29 protein-coding genes are annotated in these 24,564 nt (G+C 52.0%); 6 read left to right on the plus strand and 23 right to left on the minus strand.

What is annotated here, in order from left to right; genetic code table 11:
* Window positions 1-100: 100 nt before the first annotated feature.
* From AINA4_RS05045 to thyX, 7 genes are all read right to left on the minus strand, one after another.
* Window positions 101-1,012, minus strand: coding sequence for a carbohydrate ABC transporter permease (locus AINA4_RS05045; RefSeq protein WP_281786406.1), 912 nt, complete (start codon window positions 1,010-1,012; stop codon window positions 101-103).
* Window positions 1,009-1,944, minus strand: a complete 936-nt coding sequence (locus tag AINA4_RS05050) for a sugar ABC transporter permease (protein WP_281786407.1) — start codon at window positions 1,942-1,944, stop codon at window positions 1,009-1,011. Before AINA4_RS05050 ends, AINA4_RS05045 begins: the two co-directional genes overlap by 4 nt.
* A gap of 177 nt (window positions 1,945-2,121) precedes the next feature.
* Window positions 2,122-3,402 carry an ABC transporter substrate-binding protein gene (locus AINA4_RS05055; RefSeq protein WP_281786408.1) on the minus strand — a complete coding sequence of 427 codons (1,281 nt, stop codon included), beginning with the start codon at window positions 3,400-3,402 and terminating at the stop codon, window positions 2,122-2,124.
* Window positions 3,403-3,590: 188 nt separating this feature from the next.
* Window positions 3,591-4,640, minus strand: coding sequence for a LacI family DNA-binding transcriptional regulator (locus AINA4_RS05060; RefSeq protein ID WP_281786409.1), 1,050 nt, complete (start codon window positions 4,638-4,640; stop codon window positions 3,591-3,593).
* Window positions 4,641-4,691: 51 nt separating this feature from the next.
* A complete protein-coding gene (locus AINA4_RS05065) occupies window positions 4,692-6,368 on the minus strand; it encodes a ribonuclease J (protein ID WP_281786410.1) in 1,677 nt (558 codons plus the stop codon).
* A gap of 71 nt (window positions 6,369-6,439) precedes the next feature.
* Window positions 6,440-7,417: a 4-hydroxy-tetrahydrodipicolinate synthase gene (dapA, locus tag AINA4_RS05070; RefSeq protein WP_281786411.1), complete on the minus strand. Its 978-nt coding sequence runs from the start codon at window positions 7,415-7,417 to the stop codon at window positions 6,440-6,442.
* A gap of 25 nt (window positions 7,418-7,442) precedes the next feature.
* Complete coding sequence (gene thyX / locus AINA4_RS05075; protein ID WP_281786412.1) at window positions 7,443-8,180, minus strand: FAD-dependent thymidylate synthase; 738 nt, start codon at window positions 8,178-8,180, stop codon at window positions 7,443-7,445.
* A 76-nt stretch (window positions 8,181-8,256) separates the two neighbouring features.
* Between thyX and AINA4_RS05080 the strand changes: the two genes are divergently transcribed.
* From AINA4_RS05080 to AINA4_RS05100, 5 genes are read left to right on the plus strand one after another with little or no spacing between them, the layout of a single operon-like run.
* Window positions 8,257-8,706, plus strand: a complete 450-nt coding sequence (locus AINA4_RS05080) for a thioredoxin family protein (RefSeq protein ID WP_281786413.1) — start codon at window positions 8,257-8,259, stop codon at window positions 8,704-8,706.
* Window positions 8,696-9,232, plus strand: coding sequence for a DUF4395 domain-containing protein (locus AINA4_RS05085; protein ID WP_281786414.1), 537 nt, complete (start codon window positions 8,696-8,698; stop codon window positions 9,230-9,232). Before AINA4_RS05080 ends, AINA4_RS05085 begins: the two co-directional genes overlap by 11 nt.
* 45 nt (window positions 9,233-9,277) lie before the next feature.
* Window positions 9,278-10,198 carry a TIGR01777 family oxidoreductase gene (locus AINA4_RS05090; RefSeq protein WP_281786415.1) on the plus strand — a complete coding sequence of 307 codons (921 nt, stop codon included), beginning with the start codon at window positions 9,278-9,280 and terminating at the stop codon, window positions 10,196-10,198.
* Between the two features lie 9 nt (window positions 10,199-10,207).
* On the plus strand, window positions 10,208-10,702 hold the full coding sequence (locus AINA4_RS05095) for a TrkA C-terminal domain-containing protein (protein ID WP_281786416.1): 495 nt from the start codon (window positions 10,208-10,210) through the stop codon (window positions 10,700-10,702).
* A gap of 3 nt (window positions 10,703-10,705) precedes the next feature.
* On the plus strand, window positions 10,706-11,917 hold the full coding sequence (locus AINA4_RS05100) for a cation:proton antiporter (protein WP_281786417.1): 1,212 nt from the start codon (window positions 10,706-10,708) through the stop codon (window positions 11,915-11,917).
* Here AINA4_RS05100 and AINA4_RS05105 read toward each other — a convergent pair.
* The 12 genes from AINA4_RS05105 to AINA4_RS05160 form a co-directional block, all read right to left on the minus strand.
* Window positions 11,868-12,776 carry a tyrosine recombinase XerC gene (locus tag AINA4_RS05105; protein ID WP_281786418.1) on the minus strand — a complete coding sequence of 303 codons (909 nt, stop codon included), beginning with the start codon at window positions 12,774-12,776 and terminating at the stop codon, window positions 11,868-11,870. The genes AINA4_RS05100 and AINA4_RS05105 overlap by 50 nt on opposite strands.
* Before the next feature lie 14 nt (window positions 12,777-12,790).
* Entirely contained in the window at window positions 12,791-13,846 is a 1,056-nt protein-coding gene (gene dprA / locus AINA4_RS05110; protein WP_281786419.1) for a DNA-processing protein DprA, read from the minus strand.
* A 97-nt stretch (window positions 13,847-13,943) separates the two neighbouring features.
* Entirely contained in the window at window positions 13,944-14,267 is a 324-nt protein-coding gene (locus tag AINA4_RS05115) for a DUF2469 domain-containing protein (RefSeq protein WP_096380642.1), read from the minus strand.
* 22 nt (window positions 14,268-14,289) lie between these two features.
* The gene (locus AINA4_RS05120; RefSeq protein WP_281786420.1) at window positions 14,290-14,919 is read right to left on the minus strand and encodes a ribonuclease HII; all 630 of its coding nucleotides are present in this window, start codon (window positions 14,917-14,919) and stop codon (window positions 14,290-14,292) included.
* 5 nt (window positions 14,920-14,924) lie between these two features.
* Window positions 14,925-15,650, minus strand: coding sequence for a signal peptidase I (gene lepB, locus AINA4_RS05125; RefSeq protein WP_281786421.1), 726 nt, complete (start codon window positions 15,648-15,650; stop codon window positions 14,925-14,927).
* Window positions 15,651-15,780: 130 nt separating this feature from the next.
* A complete protein-coding gene (rplS, locus tag AINA4_RS05130) occupies window positions 15,781-16,128 on the minus strand; it encodes a 50S ribosomal protein L19 (RefSeq protein ID WP_096380636.1) in 348 nt (115 codons plus the stop codon).
* A gap of 132 nt (window positions 16,129-16,260) precedes the next feature.
* Window positions 16,261-16,956 (minus strand): tRNA (guanosine(37)-N1)-methyltransferase TrmD, encoded by a 696-nt coding sequence (gene trmD, locus AINA4_RS05135; RefSeq protein ID WP_281786422.1) that lies wholly within the window; start codon window positions 16,954-16,956, stop codon window positions 16,261-16,263.
* A complete protein-coding gene (rimM, locus tag AINA4_RS05140) occupies window positions 16,956-17,573 on the minus strand; it encodes a ribosome maturation factor RimM (RefSeq protein ID WP_281786423.1) in 618 nt (205 codons plus the stop codon). The genes trmD and rimM overlap by 1 nt, the downstream gene beginning before the upstream one ends.
* The gene (locus tag AINA4_RS05145; protein ID WP_096380627.1) at window positions 17,545-17,781 is read right to left on the minus strand and encodes an RNA-binding protein; all 237 of its coding nucleotides are present in this window, start codon (window positions 17,779-17,781) and stop codon (window positions 17,545-17,547) included. The genes rimM and AINA4_RS05145 overlap by 29 nt, the downstream gene beginning before the upstream one ends.
* Window positions 17,782-17,786: 5 nt before the next feature.
* Window positions 17,787-18,353, minus strand: a complete 567-nt coding sequence (gene rpsP / locus AINA4_RS05150) for a 30S ribosomal protein S16 (RefSeq protein ID WP_281641052.1) — start codon at window positions 18,351-18,353, stop codon at window positions 17,787-17,789.
* 169 nt (window positions 18,354-18,522) lie between these two features.
* Window positions 18,523-19,089, minus strand: a complete 567-nt coding sequence (locus AINA4_RS05155; protein WP_281786424.1) for a CoA-binding protein — start codon at window positions 19,087-19,089, stop codon at window positions 18,523-18,525.
* Window positions 19,089-20,381, minus strand: coding sequence for an O-acetylhomoserine aminocarboxypropyltransferase/cysteine synthase family protein (locus tag AINA4_RS05160; protein WP_096383387.1), 1,293 nt, complete (start codon window positions 20,379-20,381; stop codon window positions 19,089-19,091). Before AINA4_RS05160 ends, AINA4_RS05155 begins: the two co-directional genes overlap by 1 nt.
* A 101-nt stretch (window positions 20,382-20,482) precedes the next feature.
* On the opposite strand from AINA4_RS05160, the gene AINA4_RS05165 reads away from it, so the two are divergent.
* Window positions 20,483-20,998 (plus strand): hypothetical protein, encoded by a 516-nt coding sequence (locus AINA4_RS05165; protein ID WP_281786425.1) that lies wholly within the window; start codon window positions 20,483-20,485, stop codon window positions 20,996-20,998.
* Window positions 20,999-21,001: 3 nt separating this feature from the next.
* Here the strand turns inward: AINA4_RS05165 and msrB are convergent, their stop codons facing one another.
* Genes msrB through AINA4_RS05185 form a run of 4 tightly spaced genes read right to left on the minus strand, consistent with a single transcriptional unit; the run spans window position 21,002 to window position 24,265 of the window.
* A complete protein-coding gene (gene msrB / locus AINA4_RS05170) occupies window positions 21,002-21,406 on the minus strand; it encodes a peptide-methionine (R)-S-oxide reductase MsrB (RefSeq protein ID WP_281786426.1) in 405 nt (134 codons plus the stop codon).
* 32 nt (window positions 21,407-21,438) lie between these two features.
* Window positions 21,439-22,284, minus strand: coding sequence for an ABC transporter permease (locus tag AINA4_RS05175; protein ID WP_281786427.1), 846 nt, complete (start codon window positions 22,282-22,284; stop codon window positions 21,439-21,441).
* A gap of 28 nt (window positions 22,285-22,312) precedes the next feature.
* On the minus strand, window positions 22,313-23,374 hold the full coding sequence (locus tag AINA4_RS05180; protein WP_281786428.1) for an aliphatic sulfonate ABC transporter substrate-binding protein: 1,062 nt from the start codon (window positions 23,372-23,374) through the stop codon (window positions 22,313-22,315).
* Window positions 23,375-23,419: 45 nt separating this feature from the next.
* Window positions 23,420-24,265 carry an ABC transporter ATP-binding protein gene (locus tag AINA4_RS05185; protein ID WP_281786429.1) on the minus strand — a complete coding sequence of 282 codons (846 nt, stop codon included), beginning with the start codon at window positions 24,263-24,265 and terminating at the stop codon, window positions 23,420-23,422.
* Window positions 24,266-24,564 lie beyond the last annotated feature (299 nt).

Genomic DNA, 24,564 nt, shown 5'->3' on the forward strand with positions numbered 1-24,564 from the left:
ATTCATAAATATTGCTGAAAAGGGTTCCGACATCGACGCGCGTCGATAGACAGGAAAAAAGTGGGTTGATGGGACAGGGCGTCCCATCAACCCAAAGTTGTTACTTGACCGATCCCATCGTTACACCCTTGAGGAGCGTGCGCTGGAAGATCAGGAAGAACAAAAGTGTGGGGAGAATACCCACTAGCGCGGCCGCAGCTTGAGTTGTTGGGTCGCTGGTGTACTGGCCAGAAGCTAGACCCATCGAGAGTGCAACCGTTTGACTGTCGTTAGAGGGCAGCATAACCAGAGGAAGAAGGAACTCATTCCACGTCCAAATGAAGAAGAACACCATAAGAACTGTCAAAGTTGGTCGAACTAGCGGGAAGACGATGTCCTTCATTAGTCTCCAACTACCTGCGCCATCTATTTTTGCCGCTTCAAGCAACTCTGTTGGGAAGTCGGACATCACTGAGGCAATGAGATAGGTTCCAAAAGCACTCTGTAGAACAGCAAAGATGATGATCAAAGACCAAATGTTGTCATATAGACCAACCATCTTGGCCATGCGGAGAAGTGGATACATCAGAGCTTCACCAGGAATGGTGAAAGCTACCAAGAAGAGTCCAAGAATCCAGAAACGACCCCGGACTTTACCAATGCCAATTGCATAGGCTGTGAAAAAGCTCAATGCAACACCAAAGAGAGCAACGAAGAAACTGATCTGGAATGAGTTCCACAGCTTGAGGGTGAAATCTGCTTTTTCCCAGAAGTTCAAAATTCCTTCAAAGCTAATTTGCTCAGGCAAACGTAGCGGACCAGAAGTTACGTACTCTTCAGGAGTCTTGACCGAGTTAACGAATGCAAGATACAGCGGCGAGATCCATGCCAGTGCGCTGGCAACAATAAATGCAACGACAAGCCAGGAAACTGGAGTGCGCTTGTTGAAGCCACCCTTACCTTTTTTGCTGATTTTGGGCTGCTTGCGGGAATCAGGGTTGAGGGTGTTTTCCACCATGATTGCAGTGCTCATCGGTTTTCCCCCTGCTTGTTCTGGTAACGGAAAATAATCAGCGACATCACGATAAGTAAGAGAGCCAGGACTGTAGCAATTGCGGCACCATAGCCGACCTTACTTGTTTGGATGAAGTTGAAGTATGAGTAGTAGGCGGGAACTGTTGTTGCAGTACCAGGACCACCCTGTGTCATGACATAAACCGGGGCGAAAACCTTGAGTGCGGCCACTGTCGTGGTCAATAGAACTACAGCGATCTCAGGAGCAAGCTGGTTGAGAGTAATGATTCTGAAACGCTGGAACCAAGATGCGCCATCAATTGCAGCAGCTTCGTGTACTGACTGATCAGCGCGAGCTAGACCTGACATGAAAATCACGATTGTGTAACCAACCTGAATCCAGATCAACACAATGGTGACGGAGAACATTGCCCAGTTGGCGTCTCCCAACCAGTTTTGCGCCCATTCTGGATGTCCCCAGTCGGTAAGAACCTTGTTGACGATACCTGTCTGCGAGGAAAGCATCCAGGTCCAGAGCAAACCTGCAATAGGAATGGGGATGATTTGGGGTAAGAAGAATCCGGCGCGTGCGCCCGCAGATGTCACATTGCCAAATCGTGGAGAGATGTAGTCGAAAAGTGCTGCTGCGATGAGTAGGCCAAGAATCGTGGGAACGATTGCCATGGCAAAAATAAAGACTACGGAGTGGAGGAAGGACTGCCAGAATGTGTCATCAACCATGAGCTTTTGGTAGTTCTCAAGGCCAATCCACTTTGGTGTACCGAGTCCATTCCACTTAGTGAAGGACAGATAAATGTTCCAAACAAAGGAGACGATAACAATGAGTGTGAAGGCAACGAGCCCTGGAATCATATAGGGCCAGTAAACGCCTGTAGAAAGTGAGGACTTCTTACTTGTCTTGCGTTTTTTTTCAGAAGTTACTGCAGTCATTGTGACCTCATTGTCAGGAGGAACGGAAAGCTACTGGGGCGGTGTTAGCTCAGTTGAAATGAGACTACTTCCGCGGTGATGTTGGTGCAAGAAAGAAAATCCGGTGCGGTGCCGCGGAGGACACCGCACCGGATTTGTTGCCTTTCAGTGTGGTGGGCGTGAGCCCATCGTCACAAGTTAGGGCTTGTTCTCTTCGTAGTACGAGCCAATTGCTTCGCGGTACTGCGCAGGAGTGGTGTTACCAGCTACGAGGTCAATAACGGCAGCCTTGAGGATGTCGTAGTAACCAGATACGGGCCAGTCAGGGTAGAAACCAAGACCGTTGTCCGCAACGAGCTGCTGGAACAGAGGAAGGGTGATAGCAGTGGTGGGGTTGTCACCAAGCTCGGTTGCGAGCAGTGGAAGACCACCGTTGTTTGCCATCGTGTTCTGAGCCTTTGGCTGGAGAGTCAGGTTAATGAACTCAGCAGCGAGGTCAGGGTTCTTACCCTTAGCTGGGATAACCCAGATGTTACCTGCAGAACCGGTTGATACAGCGTTACCTGGGTTGAGGATCTTGCCCCACTTGAAGGTAGCAGCCTTAGCAACGGTTCCATCGAGCCAGGTACCACCAGGCATGAATGGTGAGGTACCGCTGGTGAATGCTGCGACAGCGTCGTCAGCGGTAGCACCAGATGCGCTAGATGCGATGTATCCCTTTTGAGTCCAGCTCTGGATCTGCTCAGATGCCTGAGTGAATGCAGCATCGTTGAAGTCAACGTTGCCATCGAAGAACTGGTAAGCGTTTACCCAAGCGTTGTCTGCCTTGTTAAGGGTCAGGTTGTATGCAAGGTGAACGAGCATGTAGTCAGCTGCTGCGATAGGGGTGATACCTGCTGCAACGAGCTTGGCGAATGCTGCTTCAAGGTCAGCCTGGCTGGTCAGTGCGGTTGCATCGATGCCGTTAGCAGCGAGAACATCTGCGTTGTAGAACCAACCTACGTACTCACCGTAGGTAGGTACACCGTAGAGGTCACCGTTACCCATGAGGCCGTCGGTGTAGCGACCAACCTGCTGAGCAGACTCAGGAAGGAGGTCGGTCCAACCGTACTGTGCTGCGTAGTCTTCAAGGTTGGTCAGCAGACCAGCCTGAGAAGCTGCACCAGCGGTACCGTTACCCTTGTTCCACTCGGAAAGGTCAGGTGCCTTGTCGGAGTCGAGGATGGAGTTACCTGACTTCTCGATCTGTTCCCAGGTCTTGAATTCGAAGTTAACTGTTACGTCTGGGTGTGCTGCCTTGAACTCGTCAAGAGCCTCGGTCCATGCTACGTACTGTGCGGTGTCTTCACCTGAGTACCACCAGACGGTGAATGTCTTGCTGTCGTTTCCACCAGCGGCACATCCGGAGAGAGTGCCGAGGGTGAGCGCACCTGCAGCAACAGCTGCAGCGACGCGGAGACCGCGCTTGCTTACCTTCATGTGTAATTACCTTTCTCAGTGGTGACCGATTTGGCCACGCAACTTCTTTGGTGCTTCCAGGTTGACGCGGGTCGTCGACGCGCGTCGATACAGAGAAATCTACCTAATGATTTGTCTTCCTGTCTACCCAGAAAAGAGTGTTTTCTGCTTTCGTAATCAAATCGTGATTCAAGAGCTAATTTGTTGATTCAGCCGCTAAATTGCGGGGCAGGACCCGTACTACCCCGGTCGAAAAACTGAGGTTGAGTGAGCTTCTGGAGTACCGATTTTTTGTCTCCATTAAGCCGAGCAATGAGGTACTGCACAGCCATGCGTCCCAGCTCTGGTCCATCGACGTTGATTGTGGTTTGGGCTGGCACCGTCATGGTTGCCGCTTCTTCAGAAAGGCCAAAACTCAAGACAGATAAGTCTTGAGGAATGTTCATCCCTCGAGCTCCAGCAACTTCAATTGCTCCAATGATTGCTGGTTCGTTGAAGCCAATAATTGCCGTAATTCCAGGTTGCTCTTGAAGCAACTCTTCAAATGCCAGGCGTCCCGCCCTAATTGTGGCCTTGGGATGCTTCATCGTGACAGTGACGCCCATACGTTGAGCAAGGTCAATCAATGGTGCTTCGGTTCGTACTACAGGCCCGTATCCCGCCTCAACTAGCTCGCCTCTCATCGAAATAACTCCGATGTTGGTATGTCCCAAGTCAACGAGGTGGTTAATCGCCATTGGGCCCCACTGAGAAAAGTCTGCGTCTACATAAGTAAGGTTTTCGGCGTCATCTGTTCGGCCAATCAAACAGAATGGTGTTCCGCTTTCTTGAAGCACTTTCACGCGAGGATCTTGAGAGCGAACCTCCATGAGAAGAACTCCCTCAACGAGACCTTGGGCAACGATCTTTTGTAAAGAAGCCGTGTCTTCAACTGCATTAGGCCACAAGAGTAGTTGATAGCCATCTTCTGCTGCGGCGGCAGTAGCAGCCTCGACGTATTCAAAGTCTGTTTCACCAAAGCCTCGCTCCCCAACCGGAAACAAAAGGGCTAGTAGACCAGATTTCTTACTCGCTAAAGCTTGAGCCATTGCATTAGGCACATAACCCAAGGTCTTCATGGCATCTTCGATACGCTCACGGGTCTCTTCGCTGATGGGACGAACACCTGTCAGTGCGTAGCTCACCGTGCTCTCAGATACGCCAGCCATGCGCGCTACGTCTGCACGCGTGGCTTGTTTGAGCTTCTTCGTTGAGGTCACACAGTTAGCCTAAACGAATCATCGACACGCGTCGACTACTTTGTCGATGAATTATGCCTCGATGACGAGAGGAATGATCATCGGACGACGACGATAGCTCTTCGAAACCCACTGCCCCACTGTACGGCGAATAACCTGCTGAAGTGAATGCGTGTCACGAACACCGTTATGGGCAGCCTCTTGTAGAGCTTTCGCAATAGCAGGCTTGATTTCATCAAAGACAGCATCATCTTCCGCAAAGCCTTTTGCATGAATCTCTGGACCAACAATGATCTTGCCTGTGGCAGGGTCAACCACCACGATGATGGAAATAAATCCTTCCTCAGCAAGGATGCGTCGGTCCTTGAGATCGTTATCGGTGATTTCACCCACACTGGAGCCGTCGACGTAGACATATCCAATATCGAGCTGGCCGACAACGCGCGCGATACCGGCTTTGAGGTCAATAACTGTTCCGTCTTCTCCCAGGATGGTGCGGTGAGCATCAACACCTGAATCAATCGCAAGGTTGGCATTAGCCACTAAGTGGCGGTATTCCCCGTGCACAGGGAAAACATTTTTGGGTTGCAGGATGTTGTAGCAGTAAAGCAACTCCCCCGCTGCAGCGTGACCAGAAACATGAACTTTGGCATTGCCTTTATGGACAACTTTCGCACCAAGTTTTGTTAACCCATCAATGACTCGGAAGACCGCATTCTCATTGCCGGGAATCAAACTTGACGCAAGAATCACGGTGTCCCCAGGACCCACCTCAATCTGATGTTCCAGGTTTGCCATGCGAGCTAATACCGCCATGGGCTCACCTTGAGAACCAGTGGACATGTACACCAAGCGATCATCGGGAAGCTCTGCAGCCTTCTTGGCATCGATGATGGTTCCCTCTGGAACCTCGAGATAACCAAGCTCTGCCGCAATGCCCATGTTTCGCACCATCGAGCGCCCCATCAACACAACGTGTCGACCGTTTGCCACTGCAGCATCAATGACCTGCTGCACACGGTGAACGTGAGACGAAAAGCTGGCCACAATAACGCGGCGCTTTGAACGATGAATCACACTCTCCAAAACAGGACCAATGTCTCGTTCCAGCGGGGTAAATCCGGGGACATCAGCATTCGTTGAGTCCGGCAGGAACAGATCAACACCTTCTTCACCAAGGCGCGCGAACGCACGAAGGTCTGTCAGGCGACCATCGAGTGGAAGCTGGTCCATCTTGAAGTCACCCGTGTGGAGAACAAGACCTGCCTCAGAACGAATAGCTAAGGCAAGCGCATCTGGGATGGAGTGATTGACCGCAACGAATTCGAGTTCATAGGGACCAAACTGTTCCTTATCCCCCTCCTTGACTTGAAGCGTATATGGCTGAATGCGGTGTTCTTTGAGCTTGGCTTCAATCAATGCAAGGGTCAGGCTGGAGCCCACCAGAGGAATGTCGTTTTTCAAACGCAAAAGATAAGGGACAGCACCAATGTGATCCTCATGCCCGTGCGTGAGAACAATGGCAAGGATGTCATCCATCCGGTCACGGATATAGCTGAAGTCAGGAAGGATGAGGTCCACACCCGGCTGGGTCTCTTCAGGAAAAAGTACACCGCAATCAACAACGAGAAGTTTGCCGTTGAGTTCATAGACGGTCATGTTACGACCGATTTCACCCACTCCGCCGAGTGGGACAACGCGCAGCGTTCCAGGTTCTAAGACAGGTGGGTCAAATAATTCGTTAGGCATATTCCTCTTACGAGTGTGAGTCTGTAAAGACTCGTATTCACGCCCTGGCGGTTGCCCTGACGAGTGTGGCGCTACCTTGTAGTGCCGGCGATTTTGGGCAATGCTCCGCCTGCGGCGGCATTGCGATCTGGACGGAAGTTTGAGAAATCAACGCCCTCGATTGCTCCAACGAGAGCAATCTCGTCTTCAATCTTTGCTGCTTCCCACTCTTCAGGACCAACAAGTGGCAGACGAACACGGGGGCTACCAATTCTTCCCAAACCGTGGAGAACATATTTAGCGGCAACAGTTCCGGGTACGTGCGTCATGATGGCACGCACCAGAGGCTCCAACGCCATGTGTTGCTGTGTTGCTGCAGTGAGGTCACCGCGATTCACCGCATCAACCATTGCGCGGTAGGGAGCTGGGGCAACGTTTGCTGTGACACCAATCAAGCCGGAAGCTCCGATAGCCATGTGAGGGAGGACGTTTGCGTCATCACCCGAGAAGTACAACAGATCAGTCTGGTTGAGCACTCGGCTTACCTCGCTGAAATCTCCCTTGGCATCTTTGACTGCAACGATGTTGGGGTGTTTAGCCAAACGCAGGATGGTTTCGTACTGAATCTGGATGCCCGCACGACCTGGAATGTCATACATGATGAAGGGCAAGTCGGTTGCGTCAGCAACCATGCGGAAGTGAGTGAGAACACCAGCCTGTGTGGGCTTGTTGTAATAGGGCGTGACAGCCATGATGCCGTCAGCACCAGCCTTGGCACTCTTCTTTGCAAGTTCTATGGCGTGTGCTGTCTCGTTAGAGGGACCACCCATGATGATTTTGGCGCGATTGCCAGCAACCTTCTTGCCAACCTCGACGAGCTTGACCTTCTCATCGTCGGTCAAAGTGCTGGTTTCACCGGTAGTGCCGGTGACGACGATGCCGTCAGCGCCGTTGGAAACAACACTGTCAATGTGCTTTTCGACATCGTTCCAGTCGACTTCACCGTCTGCAGTAAAGGGAGTTACGAGCGCGACAAGGACCTGTCCGAAGGGGTTTTCTGCTGTAGCCACAAATTAAGCGTATCGCTGAAGCGGATTACGGCGAAACGCGGCCGTGCTCATTAAACGCAGCATAGGTCAGTGGCATGAGCTTTGCCCATTCGTCTTCCATTTTTTCAGCGACCATTTCGATCTCTCGCTGAGGGAAGGAAGGGAAGTGGGTTCCCTCACGCTTGGTGCGCAAAGAAAGGAAGTTCATGAGCGAGCGCGCATTCATGGTGACGTACATCGAAGAATAGGTTGCTACCGGCAGAACGCCACGTGCGACCTCACGAGCAATACCAGCCTCGAGCATGCGCTCATATTCTTCGTAGGCGACAGTTACTGCTCGCTTGGTTGCTTCCTGGGTCAGGGCAGTCTGCTCTGGCGTTCCAGGAACGAAGTCGTATGCACCTGGCTTACCAACCTGGATGAGGTTGCGATCAGGTGCCGGAACATAAAAGACCGGGTTGAGTTCACGGTATCGAGCAGACTCTTCGTTGTAGGAAGCAATACGGTGACGCATAAATTCGCGGAAAACAAAGATGGGAGCCTGGACATAAAAAGTCATCGAGTTGTGCTCAAAAGGAGAGCCGTGACGATCACGCATGAGGTAGTTGATGAGACCCTTGTCACGCTTCTCATCTTCAGCGCGTGATTCAGGAGTGTGCATGGACTCTTCGAGAGTCTGCTCTCCCTGGGTTGATACTCGTGCTGCGAAAAGCACATCAGAGTCATGGGCACTTGCGCGCACCAATTCAACAGTTACATCTGAACGAAATTCAATCTCAGCCACGGATAAAACCTTACCCGTCGTCACGTTACGTCATACTCGGCACGACGAAGATAAAGAGAAATAGTCTTTAACAACCATGGATCTCTCACTTATCCTGCTGCTCATTGGCGGACTCATTGTGGTCTCGACCGCAATTGGGTTTCTCGTCAAAGCGACAGAGGGGCGTGCCAAAAAACAGGATGGCTTGACCCGAGTGAACCCCGCGAACCTAGGCGAAGGAATCCAATTTGGAAAAATCGGAACCCTTCTCCAATTCAGTTCAGAGTTTTGTACAAAGTGTCCAGGGACAAGAAAATACCTAGCTCAGGTCGCCGCGCAGTATCCCGGAGTTGCTTATGTCGACGTGGACCTCACGCATCGGCAAGATCTGGCTCAACAATTCAATATCCTCCAAACTCCCACAACATTTATCCTTGATGACAGTGGTGCGATTGCCGCTCGCATTGGAGGATCTCCCAGACCTGAGGCAGTAATCTCTGCCTTAGAAATCGCTATCAAGAGAGAGCACGACAGCTATGTCATCTAATAAGCCCAACCCGCTTGCAGCTAAGCCTGGAACACAAGGCATTGATCCACGTGGCCCCCGCTTTGGTGCCACCCTCACCCTGATTACGCTCACCGTTGAGCTCATTTTGTTACTGGCTAACCCCGCAGCACTTTCTGCGAGCAATTCTGTATTCCAAAATCTCTTCACTCCGGCTGGTTTACTGCTTGCGTACATCACCGTCATTTTTGCCATTGGCGCATTTGCCGGTATTTCCAAGCACCCCTATGGCGCTATTTTCAAATCAGCAATTCGACCTCGTCTATCTGCGCCGGAAGAACTTGAAGATCCTAAACCACCAACTTTCGCTCAACTCATTGGTTTCATCATTTCCCTGGCAGGTTTGGTCTTCGCAGTGCTGGGCATCACTACCGGCGCTGTTATTGCGGTTGCCTTTGCCTTCGTCGCTGCATTCTTGAACTCTGTTTTTGGCTACTGCTTAGGATGCCAAATCTATGTTCTGCTCGTTCGCGCAGGTATCGTGGGACGCGGAGGCGCATCCGCGTAACTCGAAATACTTTCGAGCCACGGCCGCTTCCTCAAGGAGGTTGTCGTGGCTCGTTCGTTAACGGTTCTCATCGCTGGTGGGTCAGGGATGATTGGCTCGGCTCTGACAGAACTGTTGCTGCAAAATGGTCATGATGTTCGCCACCTTTCGCGAAATCCATCCAGCTACGCTTCCAGCGTGCAGTCATATGCATGGGCGCCTGGAGTGGCACCACTGGACTTAGACCAGCTATCTCAGCAGCTGGGTAAGCCCATTGATGTGATTGTGAACTTGGCTGGATCAACCATCAGCAAAATGCCCTGGACTGCTGGGCGAAAGAAAATTATTCTCGATTCACGTATTGAATCGACGAGCACCATTGTTGACGCGATTGCCCGCGCTCAACACAAACCCGAGGTGTTGATTAACGGCTCTGCTGTCGGATTTTATGGAGACCGCGACAACGAGATTTTGACTGAATCTTCTTCACAAGGGGTAGGCTTCCTTGCTGAGGTTGTTGCCCAGTGGGAAGAGGCAGCGATGCCTGCGACAAAACACACTCGAGTTGTCTTGGCTCGAACCGGACTTGTCCTCGGAGACCACGGGGCTTTGGGGCCTTTGAAACTCATCACAAAATTCTTTGCCTCCGGCCCGCTTGCTGGCGGCAAGGACTGGTGGCCCTGGATCAGTTTGGAGGACGAAGCCCGCGCACTGGCATTTTTGATTGACCACGATGTCACTGGCGCAGTCAACCTCGTTGGCCCTGAATCTGCGACCTCTGCGGCCGTCATGAAAGAGCTTGCCCATCAACTCAAACGGCCATTCTGGCTACCAGCACCTGGCTTCGCCATTTCGCTGATGTTAGGTCAAGCAGGTCGTGAACTTCTTCTCTCCAGTCAACATATTGTTCCTGAAGTTCTGTTAACTTCTGGTTTCAGCTTCACCGATCAGACCATTTCTGAGGGCGTGCGGTCTGCTCTGAGATAACGTGGAGGCATGGGTGTACGCATCGAAAAAATTGACCTTCCCGGTATTGGTGTTCGACACGACGTCATAACGCAAGCGGGACAACGCATCGGAGTATTGAGCTACCGAGATGGCAACCGTGAGGTTGCCCTCTACGATCCAGAAGATCCCGACGCCATCCTGGGCTCTGTGGAACTCACAGGTGATGAGGCAGCAGCTCTATCTGACCTCCTCGGTCACGCCGCGCTTCTGAGCCAACTCTCTGGTTTGGGCGGTGGCACGATTGGTCTCTACACCGAACAACTCATGCTTCCGGCTGATTCCCGGTTCCTCGATCGCCCTCTCGGGGATACACAAGCTCGAACACAAACAGGAACCTCGATCGTTGCTATTTTGCGTGGCAAAGATGTCATTGCGTCACCTACTCCTGCAGAAATTCTGAGACTAGATGACCTGATTGTTGCTGTGGGAACCCGCGAAGGTTTAGACAAACTGGATTCATTGCTCGCACACAGCCAGGTATAGCCCATGCACGACGAGACCTGGATGCTGATTGAGGTTGGAGCTCTGCTCCTAGGCCTCAGTCTGCTCGGTCGTGTCGCCATCAGGTTCGGCCAATCGCCCATCCCCCTGTATATGACAGCAGGATTGATTTTTGGTTCGGGCGGAATACTTCCTCTCAATGCCAGCACTGACTTCTTGAGTTCGGGTGCAGAGCTGGGCGTTGTTCTCTTGCTCCTCATGCTCGGTTTGGAATACTCTCCTACCGAGCTTGTTGGAAACCTCAAATCTTCTGCCAAATCTGGCATATGGGATGCAGCACTCAATGCCCTCCCTGGTGCATTATTTGCTCTCTTATTGGGTTGGGGACCCGTTGCAGCTCTGGCCATGGCCGGTGTCACGTGGGTTTCTTCCTCGGGTGTGATTGCAAAAGTCCTGAGGGATCTGGGCCGTCTTGGTAACCGCGAGACGCCGATTGTGCTGTCAGTTTTGGTCCTTGAAGACCTCGCGATGGCTTTCTATCTGCCAATTTTGTCTGCGGTTGTAGTCGGGGCAAGTTTGGCCCAAGGTGCAATTACTGTGGCAATTGCCGTCGGTTCTGTCTCTGTTGTGTTGTTTCTTGCAGTTCGCCAAGGGAAAAAGCTCTCGCGCATTTTTTCTGCTGAACAACCAGAATCACTTTTGCTAGGTGTACTGGGTCTCACTATGTTGGTGGCCGGACTTGCTGCCACCGTTCAAGTCTCCGCAGCAGTTGGAGCATTCCTGGTGGGAATCGCTCTCTCGGGTCAGGTTGCACACAATGCAGAAAAACTTCTAGCTCCACTGCGTGACCTGTTTGCCGCTATCTTCTTTGTCTTTTTTGGGCTGACCACAAATCCTGCAGACATCCCACAAGTCTTCATTCCAGCTTTAATCCTGGCAATCATCACAATGTCCACCAAGGTTGCTACCGGTTACCTTGCGGCAAAGAGCGCTGGAATTGGCCGCCCAGGTCGCTGGCGTACCGGGGTTGCACTCATGCCGCGTGGAGAATTCACCGTAATCATTGCTGGACTTGCTGTTTCTGCAGGAATACAGCCGTTGATTGCCCCTATGGCAGCTACCTACATGCTCATTACTGTGATCTCTGGTCCAGTGCTTGCCCGCATCACAGATACAGCCTGGTTCAAGCAGCGCATGAAGAATGCCGCTAAGCGCGAGGGTGCGCTTGCTGGTAGCTCGAAGTCAGTCGCTCCATAGATACATGGGTATATATCTGGGTTGTTCCCATACTTGCGTGCCCCAACATCTCCTGAACAATTCTTAAATCTGCCCCACCATCTAACAGATGAGTCGCTGCTGTATGTCGAAGGGCATGGGGGCCGGCAGGTCCTGAACCACCCAGAGGCTCAAGTAATGATGCGACGAGCCCATAGACAGCTCGTGTGCTCAGTCGACCACCCCGTGCCCCAACAAAAAAAGCTGAGGTTGCTGGTTTGCCTTCCAGCAGGACTGTGCGTGCGCGAACAAGATAGTCCGACAAAGCAGTAGCAGCAGGGTTGCCAAACGGAACTACCCGCTCCTTTGAACCTTTTCCCAGAACTCGAACTGTCAGTCGATCTAAATCAACATCACCCAGATTCAATCCGACCAGTTCTGAAACACGAAGACCTGAGGCATACAAAAGTTCAACTATGGCCAGATCACGCAGTGCTGCCGGCTCACCTTCAGCAGCATTGCTGGTGAGGAAATCAAATACGTCTTGCAACTGAGGTTGTGAAATAACGCGAGGAAGAGACTGGTCAGCTTTTGGAGATTTTAAGCGTGAACCTGGATCTGTTTCCAGAAAACCTTGTCGTCTGAGCCACTGGGTGAAACTTCGAGCACTTGCTGTGCGCCTGGCCAGGGTGGTCTTCGACAACCCAGCCTGAGCAGACTCATAGAGCCAATCTCTCAAGAAATCGAGAGTGACATCGGAGACAGCTTCACGATTTTTTCGTTCGGCAAATGAACTGAGGTCTTTCAAGTCTGAGTAATACGCCTTGATGGTGTGCTCCGAATAGCCGCGTTCAGCACTGAGGTACTGCATGAAGCCATCCAGTGCACTGTCGATACGCATAGCTCAAGAATGCCTCATTCAACGTCTTCGTGCTCGTCAGCTGGCGGAGTGTGACCTGGAAGTAGTTCACACATCTCAGCTGCGGTTGTCACGCAGATTGCGTCGTATTCACGTAGCAGGCGATGACACCCAGCAGATGAGGCACTTGTGATTGGTCCAGGAACGACACCTAAAGGCCTGCCGAGCGATGCTGCATGGTTTGCCGTGTTCAACGAGCCAGAACGCCATCCCGCCTCCATTACAACTGTGGCTTGTGTCGAAGCAGCAATAAGCCGGTTTCGCAACAGGAAGCGCCACTTGGTTGGCGAGTACCCACAGGGAGACTCTGCAAGAACCAGACCACTTTCCATGATTCTGCCCAAAAGTGCATCATGTCCGCTGGGATAGAACCGATCAACACCCCCGGCAAGAAAGGCCATCGTGGTTCCTCCCACTGCCAAGGCAGAACGATGCGCCATTCCGTCAATGCCATAGGCGGCGCCAGAAACTATCGCTATGTCCTGTTGCGCAATAGCGGCCACCGTTTCCATCGTGACATGCTCGCCATATCCTGTTGATGCCCGCGCGCCAACAACCCCAAGCGATCGAGTGAATTTACTCACGGCATCACGATTCCCACGTGCCCACAACCCTAGGGGTGCGTGCGCCGCCAAATCATCAAGACCACGTGGCCAATCCTCATCTTCTGGGGTGAGGAGAAACGCCCCTAAATGTGCCGCATGTACAACTGCATTAAGTGCATCCCTCGAGCTCAGTCGGGGTATCCACCGCTGTACACCTTCGGCGATGTCTTCGACGAGGTCCGGGAACTCTTGCTGGATCTCGATTCGAGATTGAACGATTCGAGCAATCTCATGGGCTGTGAGGCGTTGAATGAGGAGTTCAATTGAGTCGTGCGCTCCCACAGCACTAACTAGCAGGCCGGCAACTCTGTCGCCTGCTTCTGCAAGGGTGCCCCACACTGCTCGAGAAAAAGATGTGGCTATTTCACTACTGTTTGAATCCTGCTGTCGAACAGGTTTCATGTACTCGGTAACAGCAGATTCATGTAGTCCGCAGATTGTTGTCATGATGACCTCCGCAAAGAATCAACCATGCAGACAGCATGACAAAGAGAACTACATTGTCACCTGTTGACGAAACTGGTCTGTCTGATGTTGTTGAGAACTATTCGTCGAGTGCGAGTTCTTTAGGGAGCTCAAACTCTTTAGAAGAGAGTTCTTCCACGTTGACATCCTTGAATGTCAGCACTCGAACGCTCTTGACGAAGCGATCTGCACGGTAGACGTCCCACACCCACACGTCAGTCATGGTGAGCTCGAAATAGAAGTCGTGTTCTGCATCAATGCGCTTTACATCAACTTCGTTGGCTAGATAAAAGCGGCGTTCTGTCTCGATGACGTAGGAGAACTGCCCAACAACATCCCGATATTCGCGATAGAGCGCCAGCTCGGCCTCGCGGTCGTAGTCATCGAAGTCTTCTTCATCCATGGTGAATCAATCCTATGATGTTTTACTTCACCCAACTTGCGCGGTGATATGGGGTCAGACCTCTCGTTTTGATAGCTTGCATGTGCAGTGCAGCACCGTAGCCTTTATTGGACGCCCAGCCATACTCAGGATGTTCACGATCCAGAGAAAGCATCAATTCGTCACGAGTCACTTTGGCAACAATTGACGCAGCAGAAACAACAGCACAGTCTTGATCTGCTTTCACCCGCGTGACAACAGAAAGTTTGCTGCTTAACGCGGGGTTGAGCCAATCATGCGATCCATCCAACAAGACGGTGGCCTCTCCCACAGAAACACCACCATGGTGAAGCAACGCCAGTGCACGTTTTGCCGCCAGTCCCAAACACGCGGTGATGCCCATCTCATCGATCTCAAGCGCAGATGCTTCGCCGACGGCAGTGGGTGCCCAGGCCTGAACTTGAGGAAAGAGTGCAGTGCGCTTCTTTTCTGAAACGAGTTTTGAGTCGCGCAATCCAGTGGGAAACTCTGTGACCGAAGGGCTAATGGCACAAACCCCCACCATGACTGGTCCTGCCATTGCGCCACGGCCGACCTCATCGATCCCGATAATCAGCTTGGCGCCAGAGGCAAACATTTCTGTCTCGACCTGGAGAGATGGTTCAGCTGGCATCTGACCTACTGCGCTGCTGGAGCCGGTGGAACATCGGCAAAGACTTCAGGATAGTTCGACAACCACTCCCAGCGGCTCATGGGCCAGCTCAGCACAAAAGCTCGACCAACAACGTGATCCAACCCTACGAAACCTTTGCTGGGGGTTTCCGTGTTGTATCGAGAGTCTTTTGAGTTGTAGCGGTTATCCCCCATAACGAACAATGAATTGGCGGGAACAGTTACATTGAAATCGATAGCCGAAGCACGTGTTTCACCCGGTGGGAGGGTGATGTAAGGCTCAGAGATGGGGACACCATTGACAATGATCTGTCCCTCAGCAGAACAGCACTGCACCGTATCTCCAGGCATACCAATAACGCGTTTGATCAAGTGATCATTACTATCTGGCGAAGCGAGACCGAAAAGTGAGAGCACCCACTCCACGCCTGCCTGAGTTGGGCTGACCTCAACAGGCGGCCTTGCTGGTAGCCAGCCTCCTGGGTCTTTGAATACGACAATGTCACCGTGTTCAACACTGACAACCTGGGGAACAAGCTCGTTAACAATGACTCTGTCGTCAATCATGAGCGTTTGTTCCATCGAAGCCGAGGGAATAAAGAATGACCTGATGAGGAAAGTTTTCACCACAAAGGAAACAACAATGGCGATTCCGAAGATTACCAAGACATCGCGGAGAAAAAACAACACAGAACGCCACGGATGGCGTGTTTGTGTTGTTGTGTCAGTCATGTGGTTACTACTCCCCTGCAGCTCAAGTCTAGGTTGCCGATTCCGTCAAAAGCCTGTGTGGAGTTGGTGAAACTCCGAAATAGGGCAAAAAGATAACCCCCACACTGTGGGGGTTATCTTGATGAAGATCTTAAAAGTCGCGCTTCTCTTTGATTTTCGCCTTCTTACCGCGCAGGTTACGCAGGTAGTACAGCTTTGCACGACGCACGTCACCGCGAGATACGACCTCAATGTGGTCAATAACTGGGGAGTGCACTGGGAACTTACGCTCCACACCAACCTGGAAAGAAACCTTACGAACGGTGAAAGTTTCGCGAACGCCCTCACCGGAACGACCGATAACAACACCCTGGAATACCTGGATACGAGAGCGGTTACCTTCGATGATGTTTACGTGAACCTTTACGGTGTCACCGGCGCGGAACTCTGGAATGTCGCTACGCAGCGATGGTGCGTCTACAGCGTCAAGAATGTGCATGATGTATCTCAATCTGTACAAGCCACAGGTCTCATACGTGAATGATGAAAAGAGAGTGTGCTGTGATGAAAGTTTCAGTGCCCCCTGTGGCAGGGTGAAACAAACGGCACAAGTGACAATTCTGCCAGAAATTTACTCAGGAAGTAAATCGGGCCGCATCCGCTTGGTGCGTTCTAGCTGTTGTTCGTGTCGCCATGCAGCGATTGCCGCATGGTTTCCCGACAGTAATACTTCTGGTACTTCGAGATCTCGCCAGACTGCAGGCTTGGTGTAGCTGGGATATTCCAGCAAACCGTCCTCGTGGCTTTCTTCAACGAGAGAGTCAGGATTGCCCACCATACCTGGGATAAGCCGCCCTATAGCCTCAATCATGGCTAGAGAAGCCACTTCTCCGCCGTTGAGAACATAGTCTCCCAAAGAGATGGGGCGTACTGTCATTCGTGTAGCAAAGTGGTCACTCACACGCTGGTCGATACCTTCATATCGTCCACAGGCAAAGATGAGTTGTTCCTCGTGCGAGAGTTCCTTGGCCACGGCTTGCGTGAAGGGCTCCCCAGCAGGTGAAGGAACAATCAAAATAGGACGCTGCGAGCTTTCTGAATCAGCCAGGATGGCATCGAGGGTGTCCCCCCAAGGCTCTGGCTTCATCACCATGCCAGCGCCACCGCCATATGGAGTGTCATCGACTGTTCGATGTTTATCCGTGGTCACATCACGCAGATCATGCACATGCGTCTGGATGAGGCCTGACTGACGAGCTTTACCTAGGAGCGACACATCCAAGGTTGCAAAGAACTCAGGGAAAATCGTGACGATATCGATGCGCATTAGGCCTCGCTAGAGCCCTCAGTGAGTTCGTCATCCTCATCTTCAGGAAGCTCTTCGAACAAGCCTCCTGGTGGGGTGAGTGTCACGATCCCCTTATCAATATCCACTTCAGGAACAATTGCCTTCACAAATGGAACCATCACTTCACCCTGAGCAGTTTTGACCACGAGGAGGTCTTGCGCGGGAAGGTGGTTAACACGTGCAATCGTGCCTACTTCAACACCATCACGGACAGCCTTCAAACCAGTGAGCTGGTGGTCATACCAGGCCTCTGGTTCTTCAGGAAGAACAGAAGTGTCATGGTCCACCCACAAGATTGCTTTAATCAGCGACTCAGCAGCCGTGCGATCGGGCACATCTTTGAAAAAAGCTACGGGGTGTGAGTTATACCAGCGCAGTTCAACGAGCTCAATACTTTTACCGTGCCAAGGTGACTCTTCAGGAACCTGAAGTGAGAAAACTGCTCCGGGAACAAAGCGCTTCTCAGGTTCGTCAGTGTAGAGCTCAACTTTGATTGCGCCTTTGAGGCCGTGAGCCTTTGTCAGACGCCCGACGCGAAGTTGGGTCTGCCTGGATTCAGCGGTCACGTTAGGCGTCGGTGTCGACGACGTCGACACGAACCTTGCGACCATCAGCTAAGGCGTTCACAACAGTGCGAAGGGCCTTAGCAGTGCGGCCAGAACGGCCGATAACGCGGCCAAGGTCCTCGGGGTTCACATGAACCTCGAGGACCTCACCACGATTGTTTGAACGCACAGCAACCTCAACGTCATCAGGGTGTTCAACGATTCCCTTGACGAGGTGCTTGACTGCTGATGCGAGCATGTTTGTTAGGCCTGTTCCTCGCCAGCTGCTTCTTCAGCAGCCTCAACGATTTCCTCAGCCTCGGCAACAACCTCTGCTGCTGCCTCTTCGACAACAGCCTCAGCTACAGCCTCTTCGACGATTGCTTCTGCAACTGCCTCTACTACTGCTTCCTCAGCGGCGGCCTCTACGACGGCTTCTTCAGCAGCTTCGACAGCTGCCTCTTCCTTCTTAGGTGCCTTTTCAGTCTTAGGAACGAGAACTGGCTTCTTCTTGGTATCGACAACGAATGCAGCCTTAGGCTCTGCAACCTTGATGGTGCTCTTTGCATTCTTGTCGCCCTTGAAGATTCCCCAGTCACCGGAGAGCTTCAGAAGTGCTTCAACCTGCTCGGTTGGCTGTGCGCCAACGGAGAGCCAGTACTGAGCACGCTCTGAGTTAACTTCGATGAAAGAAGGGTTCTCAGTTGGGTGGTACTTACCGATCTCCTCGATAACACGACCGTCACGCTTGGTGCGTGAGTCTGCTACGACGATGCGGTAGTAAGGCGCACGGATTTTTCCGAGGCGCTTCAAACGGATTTTGACAGCCACAATTCTCCTGTGAGTGATGTGTAGTGGATGAACTGACGACCGTGAGCGTGGGGGCACACTCGGTACAAGCTCTAGGGATTCAAGACATATCTGATTAGAGGGTCGGATATGAATCAAACTCGACTTCCTATTCTGGCAGGTTTGTCCAGGTTTTGGCTAATCGAGAAACTTATCTTTCTTGCTTTTTCGCACTGATCACTCCGGTGTCAAAACCGAGTAGGTGCAATCCGCCGTGGAATCGGGCGTGCTCCACCTTGATACAGCGGTCCATCACAACAGTGAGGCCCTTTTCTTCGCCGTAGCGAGCTGCTTCTTCGTTGTAAATTCCCAGCTGAACCCAGATGGTCTTGGCACCTATAGCCACAACATCATCGATGACAGAGGGGATATCACTACCCTTGCGGAATACGTCCACAATGTCAGGAACTTCAGGCAAGGAAGCTAGGTCTGGATAAACCTTTTGGCCAAGAATTTCATCAGCATTGGGATTCACGAAATACACCCGGAAATTGCTTGACGAGAGCAAATACGTGCCAACAAAGTAGCTTGAACGAGCTGGATTAGGAGATGCACCAACAATCGCAACAGATTGAGCATTATTGAGGATGCGTTGGCGCGCTTTAGCATCCGGACCAACCCAGGTGCGCTGGGACTTCAGCAACTTAGCTAGTGGTGAATTGGCAGGCAGTTCACAACTGAGACCGTTCGCGAGCTGCGCATTGATAACTTCAGTCATTACTTCCCCTCCACAGCCTTGGTCAGCGCCTGATCGAGGTCATAAATGATGTCATCGACATCTTCAATACCAACAGACAAACGGACAATACCGGGAAGAACACCGGCATCGAGAAGCTGCTGGTCAGTCAATTGTGCGTGGGTTGTCGAAGCCGGGTGAATTACCAAAGTCTTCGCATCACCGATATTGGCAACATGGCTGGCAAGTTCAACAGATTCGATGAACTTTCTGCCTACTTCACGCCCACCCTTGACTGAGAAACTAAAGACGGATCCAGGCCCTTGAGGCAAATACTTCAGTCCACGCTCATAGTGAGGGTGGCTGGGAAGGCCTGCCCAGTTCACAAACTCGATTCTGGAATCTTGAGCCAACCAGTTAGCAACAATACGAGCATTGTCGATGTGTGCCTGCATTCGATAGGGCAGCGTTTCGACACCCTGCGCAAGTAGGAAGGCAGACTGCGCAGAGAGCACAGGCCCGATATCTCTGAGCTGTTCTGCTCTGAGTCGAGTCAAGAAGGCATATTCGCCAAAGTTGCCACCCCAGGTTAATCCACCATAGGAGGGCACAGGCTCGTCAAAGAGGGGGAATTTGTCGGTGTTCCAATCAAATCGACCTGATTCCACGACAACACCACCCAGTGTTGTGCCGTGTCCGCCGAGGAATTTAGTCGCAGAGTGGATGACCACATCAGCACCCCATTCGATCGGGCGACACAGATAGGGGGTAGCAATGGTGGAGTCGATAATCAAAGGAATCCCGTGAGCGTGAGCGACATCGGCAAGACCTTCAATATCAGCGACTTCACCCGAGGGGTTTGCCACCGTCTCGGCATAGATCAGCTTCGTGTTCTCGGTAATTGCTGCTGCGTAGTCTTCAGGGTTAGCTGACTGCACAAAAGTAGTTTCCACACCGAAACGACGCAGGGTGATATCAAGTTGTGTAATCGATCCGCCATAAAGGTTGGCGGATGAAACGATGTGATCTCCCTGTCCAACTAAGGAAGCAAAGGTGATGTACTGCGCCGAGAGCCCACTGGCAGTCGCGACAGCGCCAAGTCCACCCTCCAGGCTGGCAACGCGTTCTTCAAAGGATGCAACCGTTGGATTGGAGACGCGGGAGTAGATGTTCCCGTATTTTTGCAATGCAAAACGCGCAGCAGCATCAGAGGTGTCATCAAAAACGAATGCGCTGGTCTGATAAATCGGAAGAGCCCTGGCACCAGTAGTTGAGTCGGGGATATTACCTGCGTGGATGGAGCGGGTTTTGAACCCGTATTCGCGATCTGCCATAGCTCCAAGGTTATGGAAGTCACAGAGTTGGCGCACACCAGTGATGTCATACTGCGTCACACGAAAAAGTGACAGCGTTCTACCTCCGGCAGAATGTTGCTATGGAACAAACTCGCTACCAAGTTCGCTTTGACTGGGCCACCACCGGTGCCCATGCCATTGGCACCGATGCAGATGTCATCGTCTGGGTCGATGCCATTACAGAACCTGGAAGCGACGCCGATCTGAACTCTCTCCCCCAAGGGCCCACTGTTGTTTTCACAGATCTCACATCGGCACACGCCGTCGCACAGTGGGTTATTGAACTGCAGGTCAAACTAGCTAAACGCATCTTGATTGCGGTCGTTGCTGCAGGCTCTACTCGTGATGGCCAGCTACGGGTGACGACAGAGGATCTCCTGGCCGCAGGTGCTGTAATCGACCAACTTGCTGCGCTGGGCTTAGATGCAACATCCCCGGAAGCTGCCGCTGCTGAGGCGGCCTATCGCGGCCTTTCCCGAGCTACCTCACACCTTCTCACTGCTGTCACCACAACAGCAACAACCGAACCTCAGCCTGAGCAGTTGAAAGTAAACACTGCCCTCACAGCAGCTGACGTGCGAGTAATCCGCGCGTAAGGTCTAGTTATCCTTGGCCTCGAAGTTCAATGAAATCGAGTTCATGCAGTAGCGGTCACCAGTAGGTGTTCCAAAGCCATCGGGGAAGACGTGACCAAGGTGTGAGCCACACTTGGCACACAACACTTCGGTGCGCTCGATACCCAGAGAGTGATCTGGGCGCAGCTCAACTGCGTCCGGGCGAACGGATTCATAAAATGAAGGCCAGCCACAGCCTGAGTCAAACTTGGTGCCGGCAGTGAAGAGTTCGTTGCCACAGGCTTTGCAGGTGTAAATTCCGGCACGATCTTCATCAAGAAGATCCCCAGACCATGCTCGCTCCGTCGCTGCTTGGCGAAGTACTGCGTATTCTTCAGCCGAAAGTTCTGCTTTCCACTGTTCGTCGTCTTTTTCTACCTCGTATGCCATGAGCCCATTCTAAAGGAGTTGCCTGACGGGCTTTAAGCCCAGCGTCGAACTGCCCATTTCTCAAACAATCCCAACAGGGCATCTGTTGTTTTACCAAAGACAGCAAGCAAGATAATTGCAAGGATCACCCTGTCCGTCCGGCCATTGTTTTGAGAATCCAGGAGTAAGAATCCAAGTCCCGCCGAGGATGCAATCAATTCCGCTGCAACCAGGAATAGCCACGATTGAGCTAAGGCCAGGCGCAAACCAGAAATAACCGAAGGAACTACTGCCGGTAATTGCACAGTTCTGAACAGTTGATAGCCAGATAAACCGAATGCTCGACCGGCTTCCACTAATTGCTTATCTACGTGACGAAGTGCCGCGGCAACAGTTGTGTAGACCGGAAAGAATGCACCAATTGCAATCAGCGTAACTTTGGATTCTTCGCCGATCTTCAACCACAACAGCAGCAACGGGACCCAAGCCAGGGACGGAACAGCGCGAATTGCGCCAAAGGTAGAGCCAAAGAAGTAGTCCCATACTTTGGCGAGACCAACAATGGCCCCGAAGATCAAACCAAGCGTGGCACCAATACTAAAGCCGAGGAGTACGCGTTGGACTGAAATGCCAATGTAGGGCCCAAGCTGCCCACGTTGAATGAGGTCAATAAATGCCTGCCATACCATCACCGGTGAGGGAAGCTGCCCTACGGTGAAGACTCCCAGCATTGTCGTAATTTGCCACAGCAACAAAATTGACAGCGGCAAAATGGAGCTGATGAGGATTCGGCCAGCTCGTGTAGATGTCAGAGGAGCACGACGAACTGATCCCCCACCCTTGTGGGCTTTCTTCCCCCGAGCTTGTGCTCTGAGTGTGGGATCAGTCGTCGTGCTCATACTTCGTATTCCTTAGTGAAACTCTGACTTACTTTGCTTCTGCAGCTTCAGTAGCCTTCACGTCGATTTCCTTGTAGGACTTCTTGATGAATTTGGTGTCATACAGAGTCTTGAGTGCTTCATCGACCTGTGCTTGGGTAGCTACGTCACCATTAGCAACAAAGACCTTGCCAATTCCCTTGAGAAGCTTGGTCTGCTTCTTTCCAGGAATGGGGTTGATATCGATGAGTGTGCGCTCAGTAATGACCTTCTTGGCTACTGGAACGGACAGACCCGATGCTGCAGCAAGAACTGCGTAGGTTGCGTCAGGGTTAGCAATTGCGTACTGACGTGCCTGCTCGTAGACGTTGGTCACGATCTGAGCAACATCAGGCTTGTCCGCTATGAAGGATTCCGTGGCGTTGAGGAAGCCGTAGCTCAGGAAATCAACGTTGCGGTAAATCAGCTGAGCACCTTCGGTTTCCGCACCAGCAAGGATGGGGTCAAGGCCTGCCCATGCGTCAACTGAACCGTTGAACAGTGCGGTCTTACCATCTGCGTGAGCGAGGTTCTCGATAGTGACAGTTGCTGGGTCAACGCCAGCTTCCTCGAGTGCCTGGAGCAGGAAGAAGTAGGGGTCGGTTCCCTTTCGTGCAGCTACCTTCTTGCCTTCCAAATCAGCAACGTCCTTGATCTTGGAGTCTGGTCCAACAGCAAGAGCGGCCCATTCAGGCTGGGTGTAGATTTCGATGGTTTTAATTGGTGAACCGTTCGCACGTGCGAGAAGCGCGGCAGAACCAGCAGTAGATCCAACATCGAGAGCACCGGCAAGTAGCTTTGCGTTAGCGTCAGCTGAGGACAGGGACTGAACCCAGTTGACCTTGATTCCGGTTTCAGCAAGTTCTTCTTCCAACCAGCCGTAGTTTTTGATCAAGAGAGACAGCGGGTTGTAGGTCGCGAAGTCAATGTTGAGGGTTTCACCGGTACGGTCAACAACCGCAGCAGCTTCTTCGGTGACAACAGGCTTAGGCTCACTAGCGCAGCCAGTCAGCACTAAAGCGAGTGTTGCAATGCTGGCTGTGACAGAGGCGAGTAGGGATTTTTTCTTCATGATGTGTTTCGTAGCTTTCGGATATAGGTAATGAACAAAGAAGTTTTAGATGCTGAAGGTGCTCGTCGTGTGACGATCGACACCTAGGCCACCAAGCAGTTGCGCTCGGAGTTCAGCTAGTTCTGCGGAGCCACGGTCGCGAGGTCGGCCACCTGGAACTTTCAGTAGTTCCGTAATGGTCGCACCGGGCTCCTCGGGCATTCGTCCCAGCAAAACAATGCGGTCAGCTAATTGGAGGGCCTCGTCGACATCGTGCGTGACCAACAACACTGTTGTGGGTGCTGCCTCGTGAATGTCGAGAAGCAAATCTTGCATTTTGAGCCTGGTGAGCGCATCGAGTGCACCAAAAGGTTCATCCAATAAGAGAACTCCAGGGTTGCGGGCTAGTGCACGTGCCAGTGACGCTCGCTGAGCCATCCCACCAGAAATTTCTCTGGGGCGTAAATGTGAGGAAGGTGCTAAACCGACGAGTTCAAGAAGTTCAGCAACCCGTTTCTCACCTGCTGCTTTGTCGAGACCATGCGGGAGTCCCAGAGCAACATTTTGTTCAACAGTTCGCCAAGGAAGTAACCGGGGTTCCTGGAAAGCAAAAGCACAACGAGGATCAATGCCCTCGACTGGGGTTCCATCGATGCTCACATTTCCGGTGAATCCAGTGTCGAGCCCGGCTGTGATGCGAAGCAAAGTTGATTTACCGCAGCCACTAGCACCAAGAATGGCAACAAGCTCTCCTGGCTCAACTGTGATGTTGATGTCTCGAAGCACAGTGCGGGTTTCAGCAGAATCCTTGCGACGAGTGTTCGCCGCCTCAAAACTGCGGCCGACTCCCTCAAAGCGCACCTCAAATGCCGTGTTGGTCACGGCATGAGGTGTGGAAGTGGTGGAGGCCATGTGTTTCACAGTAGGGAGAACACAATGATGGCTGCGAATTGAAAAGAAACGTGACGTAACTGAGTTACGTCAGATTACGAAAATCTCTCATTTTCGTCATAAATGAGCGCAAATAACTGAAATCTCCGGGGTCAATGATTTTCCTGAATTGTTACGCAACATTCCTTAACAACGAATTGTGACGTAACAATTCGAGGAAAAGTTGGCGCTGCACATAAGCATTGTTATGTTCTTCACAACATGTTTATCCCTCGCTTGTGTTGTTGTTGTTGTCGCTAGTTCTGAACTGAACTAGCTCA

The organism is Aurantimicrobium sp. INA4 (assembly GCF_027924525.1).
In the GTDB taxonomy this organism is placed as follows: domain Bacteria; phylum Actinomycetota; class Actinomycetes; order Actinomycetales; family Microbacteriaceae; genus Aurantimicrobium.

What these genes read in the sequence shown, in the direction of transcription:
- AINA4_RS05045 (WP_281786406.1), bottom strand. Translation starts at nt 1,012, where the DNA reads ATGAGCACTGCAATCATGGTGGAAAACACCCTCAACCCTGATTCCCGC.
- AINA4_RS05050 (WP_281786407.1), bottom strand. Translation starts at nt 1,944, where the DNA reads ATGACTGCAGTAACTTCTGAAAAAAAACGCAAGACAAGTAAGAAGTCC.
- AINA4_RS05055 (WP_281786408.1), bottom strand. Translation starts at nt 3,402, where the DNA reads ATGAAGGTAAGCAAGCGCGGTCTCCGCGTCGCTGCAGCTGTTGCTGCA.
- AINA4_RS05065 (WP_281786410.1), bottom strand. Translation starts at nt 6,368, where the DNA reads ATGCCTAACGAATTATTTGACCCACCTGTCTTAGAACCTGGAACGCTG.
- AINA4_RS05080 (WP_281786413.1), top strand. Translation starts at nt 8,257, where the DNA reads ATGGATCTCTCACTTATCCTGCTGCTCATTGGCGGACTCATTGTGGTC.
- AINA4_RS05085 (WP_281786414.1), top strand. Translation starts at nt 8,696, where the DNA reads ATGTCATCTAATAAGCCCAACCCGCTTGCAGCTAAGCCTGGAACACAA.
- AINA4_RS05095 (WP_281786416.1), top strand. Translation starts at nt 10,208, where the DNA reads ATGGGTGTACGCATCGAAAAAATTGACCTTCCCGGTATTGGTGTTCGA.
- AINA4_RS05100 (WP_281786417.1), top strand. Translation starts at nt 10,706, where the DNA reads ATGCACGACGAGACCTGGATGCTGATTGAGGTTGGAGCTCTGCTCCTA.
- AINA4_RS05105 (WP_281786418.1), bottom strand. Translation starts at nt 12,776, where the DNA reads ATGCGTATCGACAGTGCACTGGATGGCTTCATGCAGTACCTCAGTGCT.
- dprA (WP_281786419.1), bottom strand. Translation starts at nt 13,846, where the DNA reads ATGACAACAATCTGCGGACTACATGAATCTGCTGTTACCGAGTACATG.
- AINA4_RS05115 (WP_096380642.1), bottom strand. Translation starts at nt 14,267, where the DNA reads ATGGATGAAGAAGACTTCGATGACTACGACCGCGAGGCCGAGCTGGCG.
- AINA4_RS05120 (WP_281786420.1), bottom strand. Translation starts at nt 14,919, where the DNA reads ATGCCAGCTGAACCATCTCTCCAGGTCGAGACAGAAATGTTTGCCTCT.
- lepB (WP_281786421.1), bottom strand. Translation starts at nt 15,650, where the DNA reads ATGACTGACACAACAACACAAACACGCCATCCGTGGCGTTCTGTGTTG.
- rplS (WP_096380636.1), bottom strand. Translation starts at nt 16,128, where the DNA reads ATGCACATTCTTGACGCTGTAGACGCACCATCGCTGCGTAGCGACATT.
- trmD (WP_281786422.1), bottom strand. Translation starts at nt 16,956, where the DNA reads ATGCGCATCGATATCGTCACGATTTTCCCTGAGTTCTTTGCAACCTTG.
- AINA4_RS05145 (WP_096380627.1), bottom strand. Translation starts at nt 17,781, where the DNA reads ATGCTCGCATCAGCAGTCAAGCACCTCGTCAAGGGAATCGTTGAACAC.
- AINA4_RS05155 (WP_281786424.1), bottom strand. Translation starts at nt 19,089, where the DNA reads ATGACTGAAGTTATCAATGCGCAGCTCGCGAACGGTCTCAGTTGTGAA.
- AINA4_RS05160 (WP_096383387.1), bottom strand. Translation starts at nt 20,381, where the DNA reads ATGGCAGATCGCGAATACGGGTTCAAAACCCGCTCCATCCACGCAGGT.
- AINA4_RS05165 (WP_281786425.1), top strand. Translation starts at nt 20,483, where the DNA reads ATGGAACAAACTCGCTACCAAGTTCGCTTTGACTGGGCCACCACCGGT.
- msrB (WP_281786426.1), bottom strand. Translation starts at nt 21,406, where the DNA reads ATGGCATACGAGGTAGAAAAAGACGACGAACAGTGGAAAGCAGAACTT.
- AINA4_RS05175 (WP_281786427.1), bottom strand. Translation starts at nt 22,284, where the DNA reads ATGAGCACGACGACTGATCCCACACTCAGAGCACAAGCTCGGGGGAAG.
- AINA4_RS05180 (WP_281786428.1), bottom strand. Translation starts at nt 23,374, where the DNA reads ATGAAGAAAAAATCCCTACTCGCCTCTGTCACAGCCAGCATTGCAACA.
- AINA4_RS05185 (WP_281786429.1), bottom strand. Translation starts at nt 24,265, where the DNA reads ATGGCCTCCACCACTTCCACACCTCATGCCGTGACCAACACGGCATTT.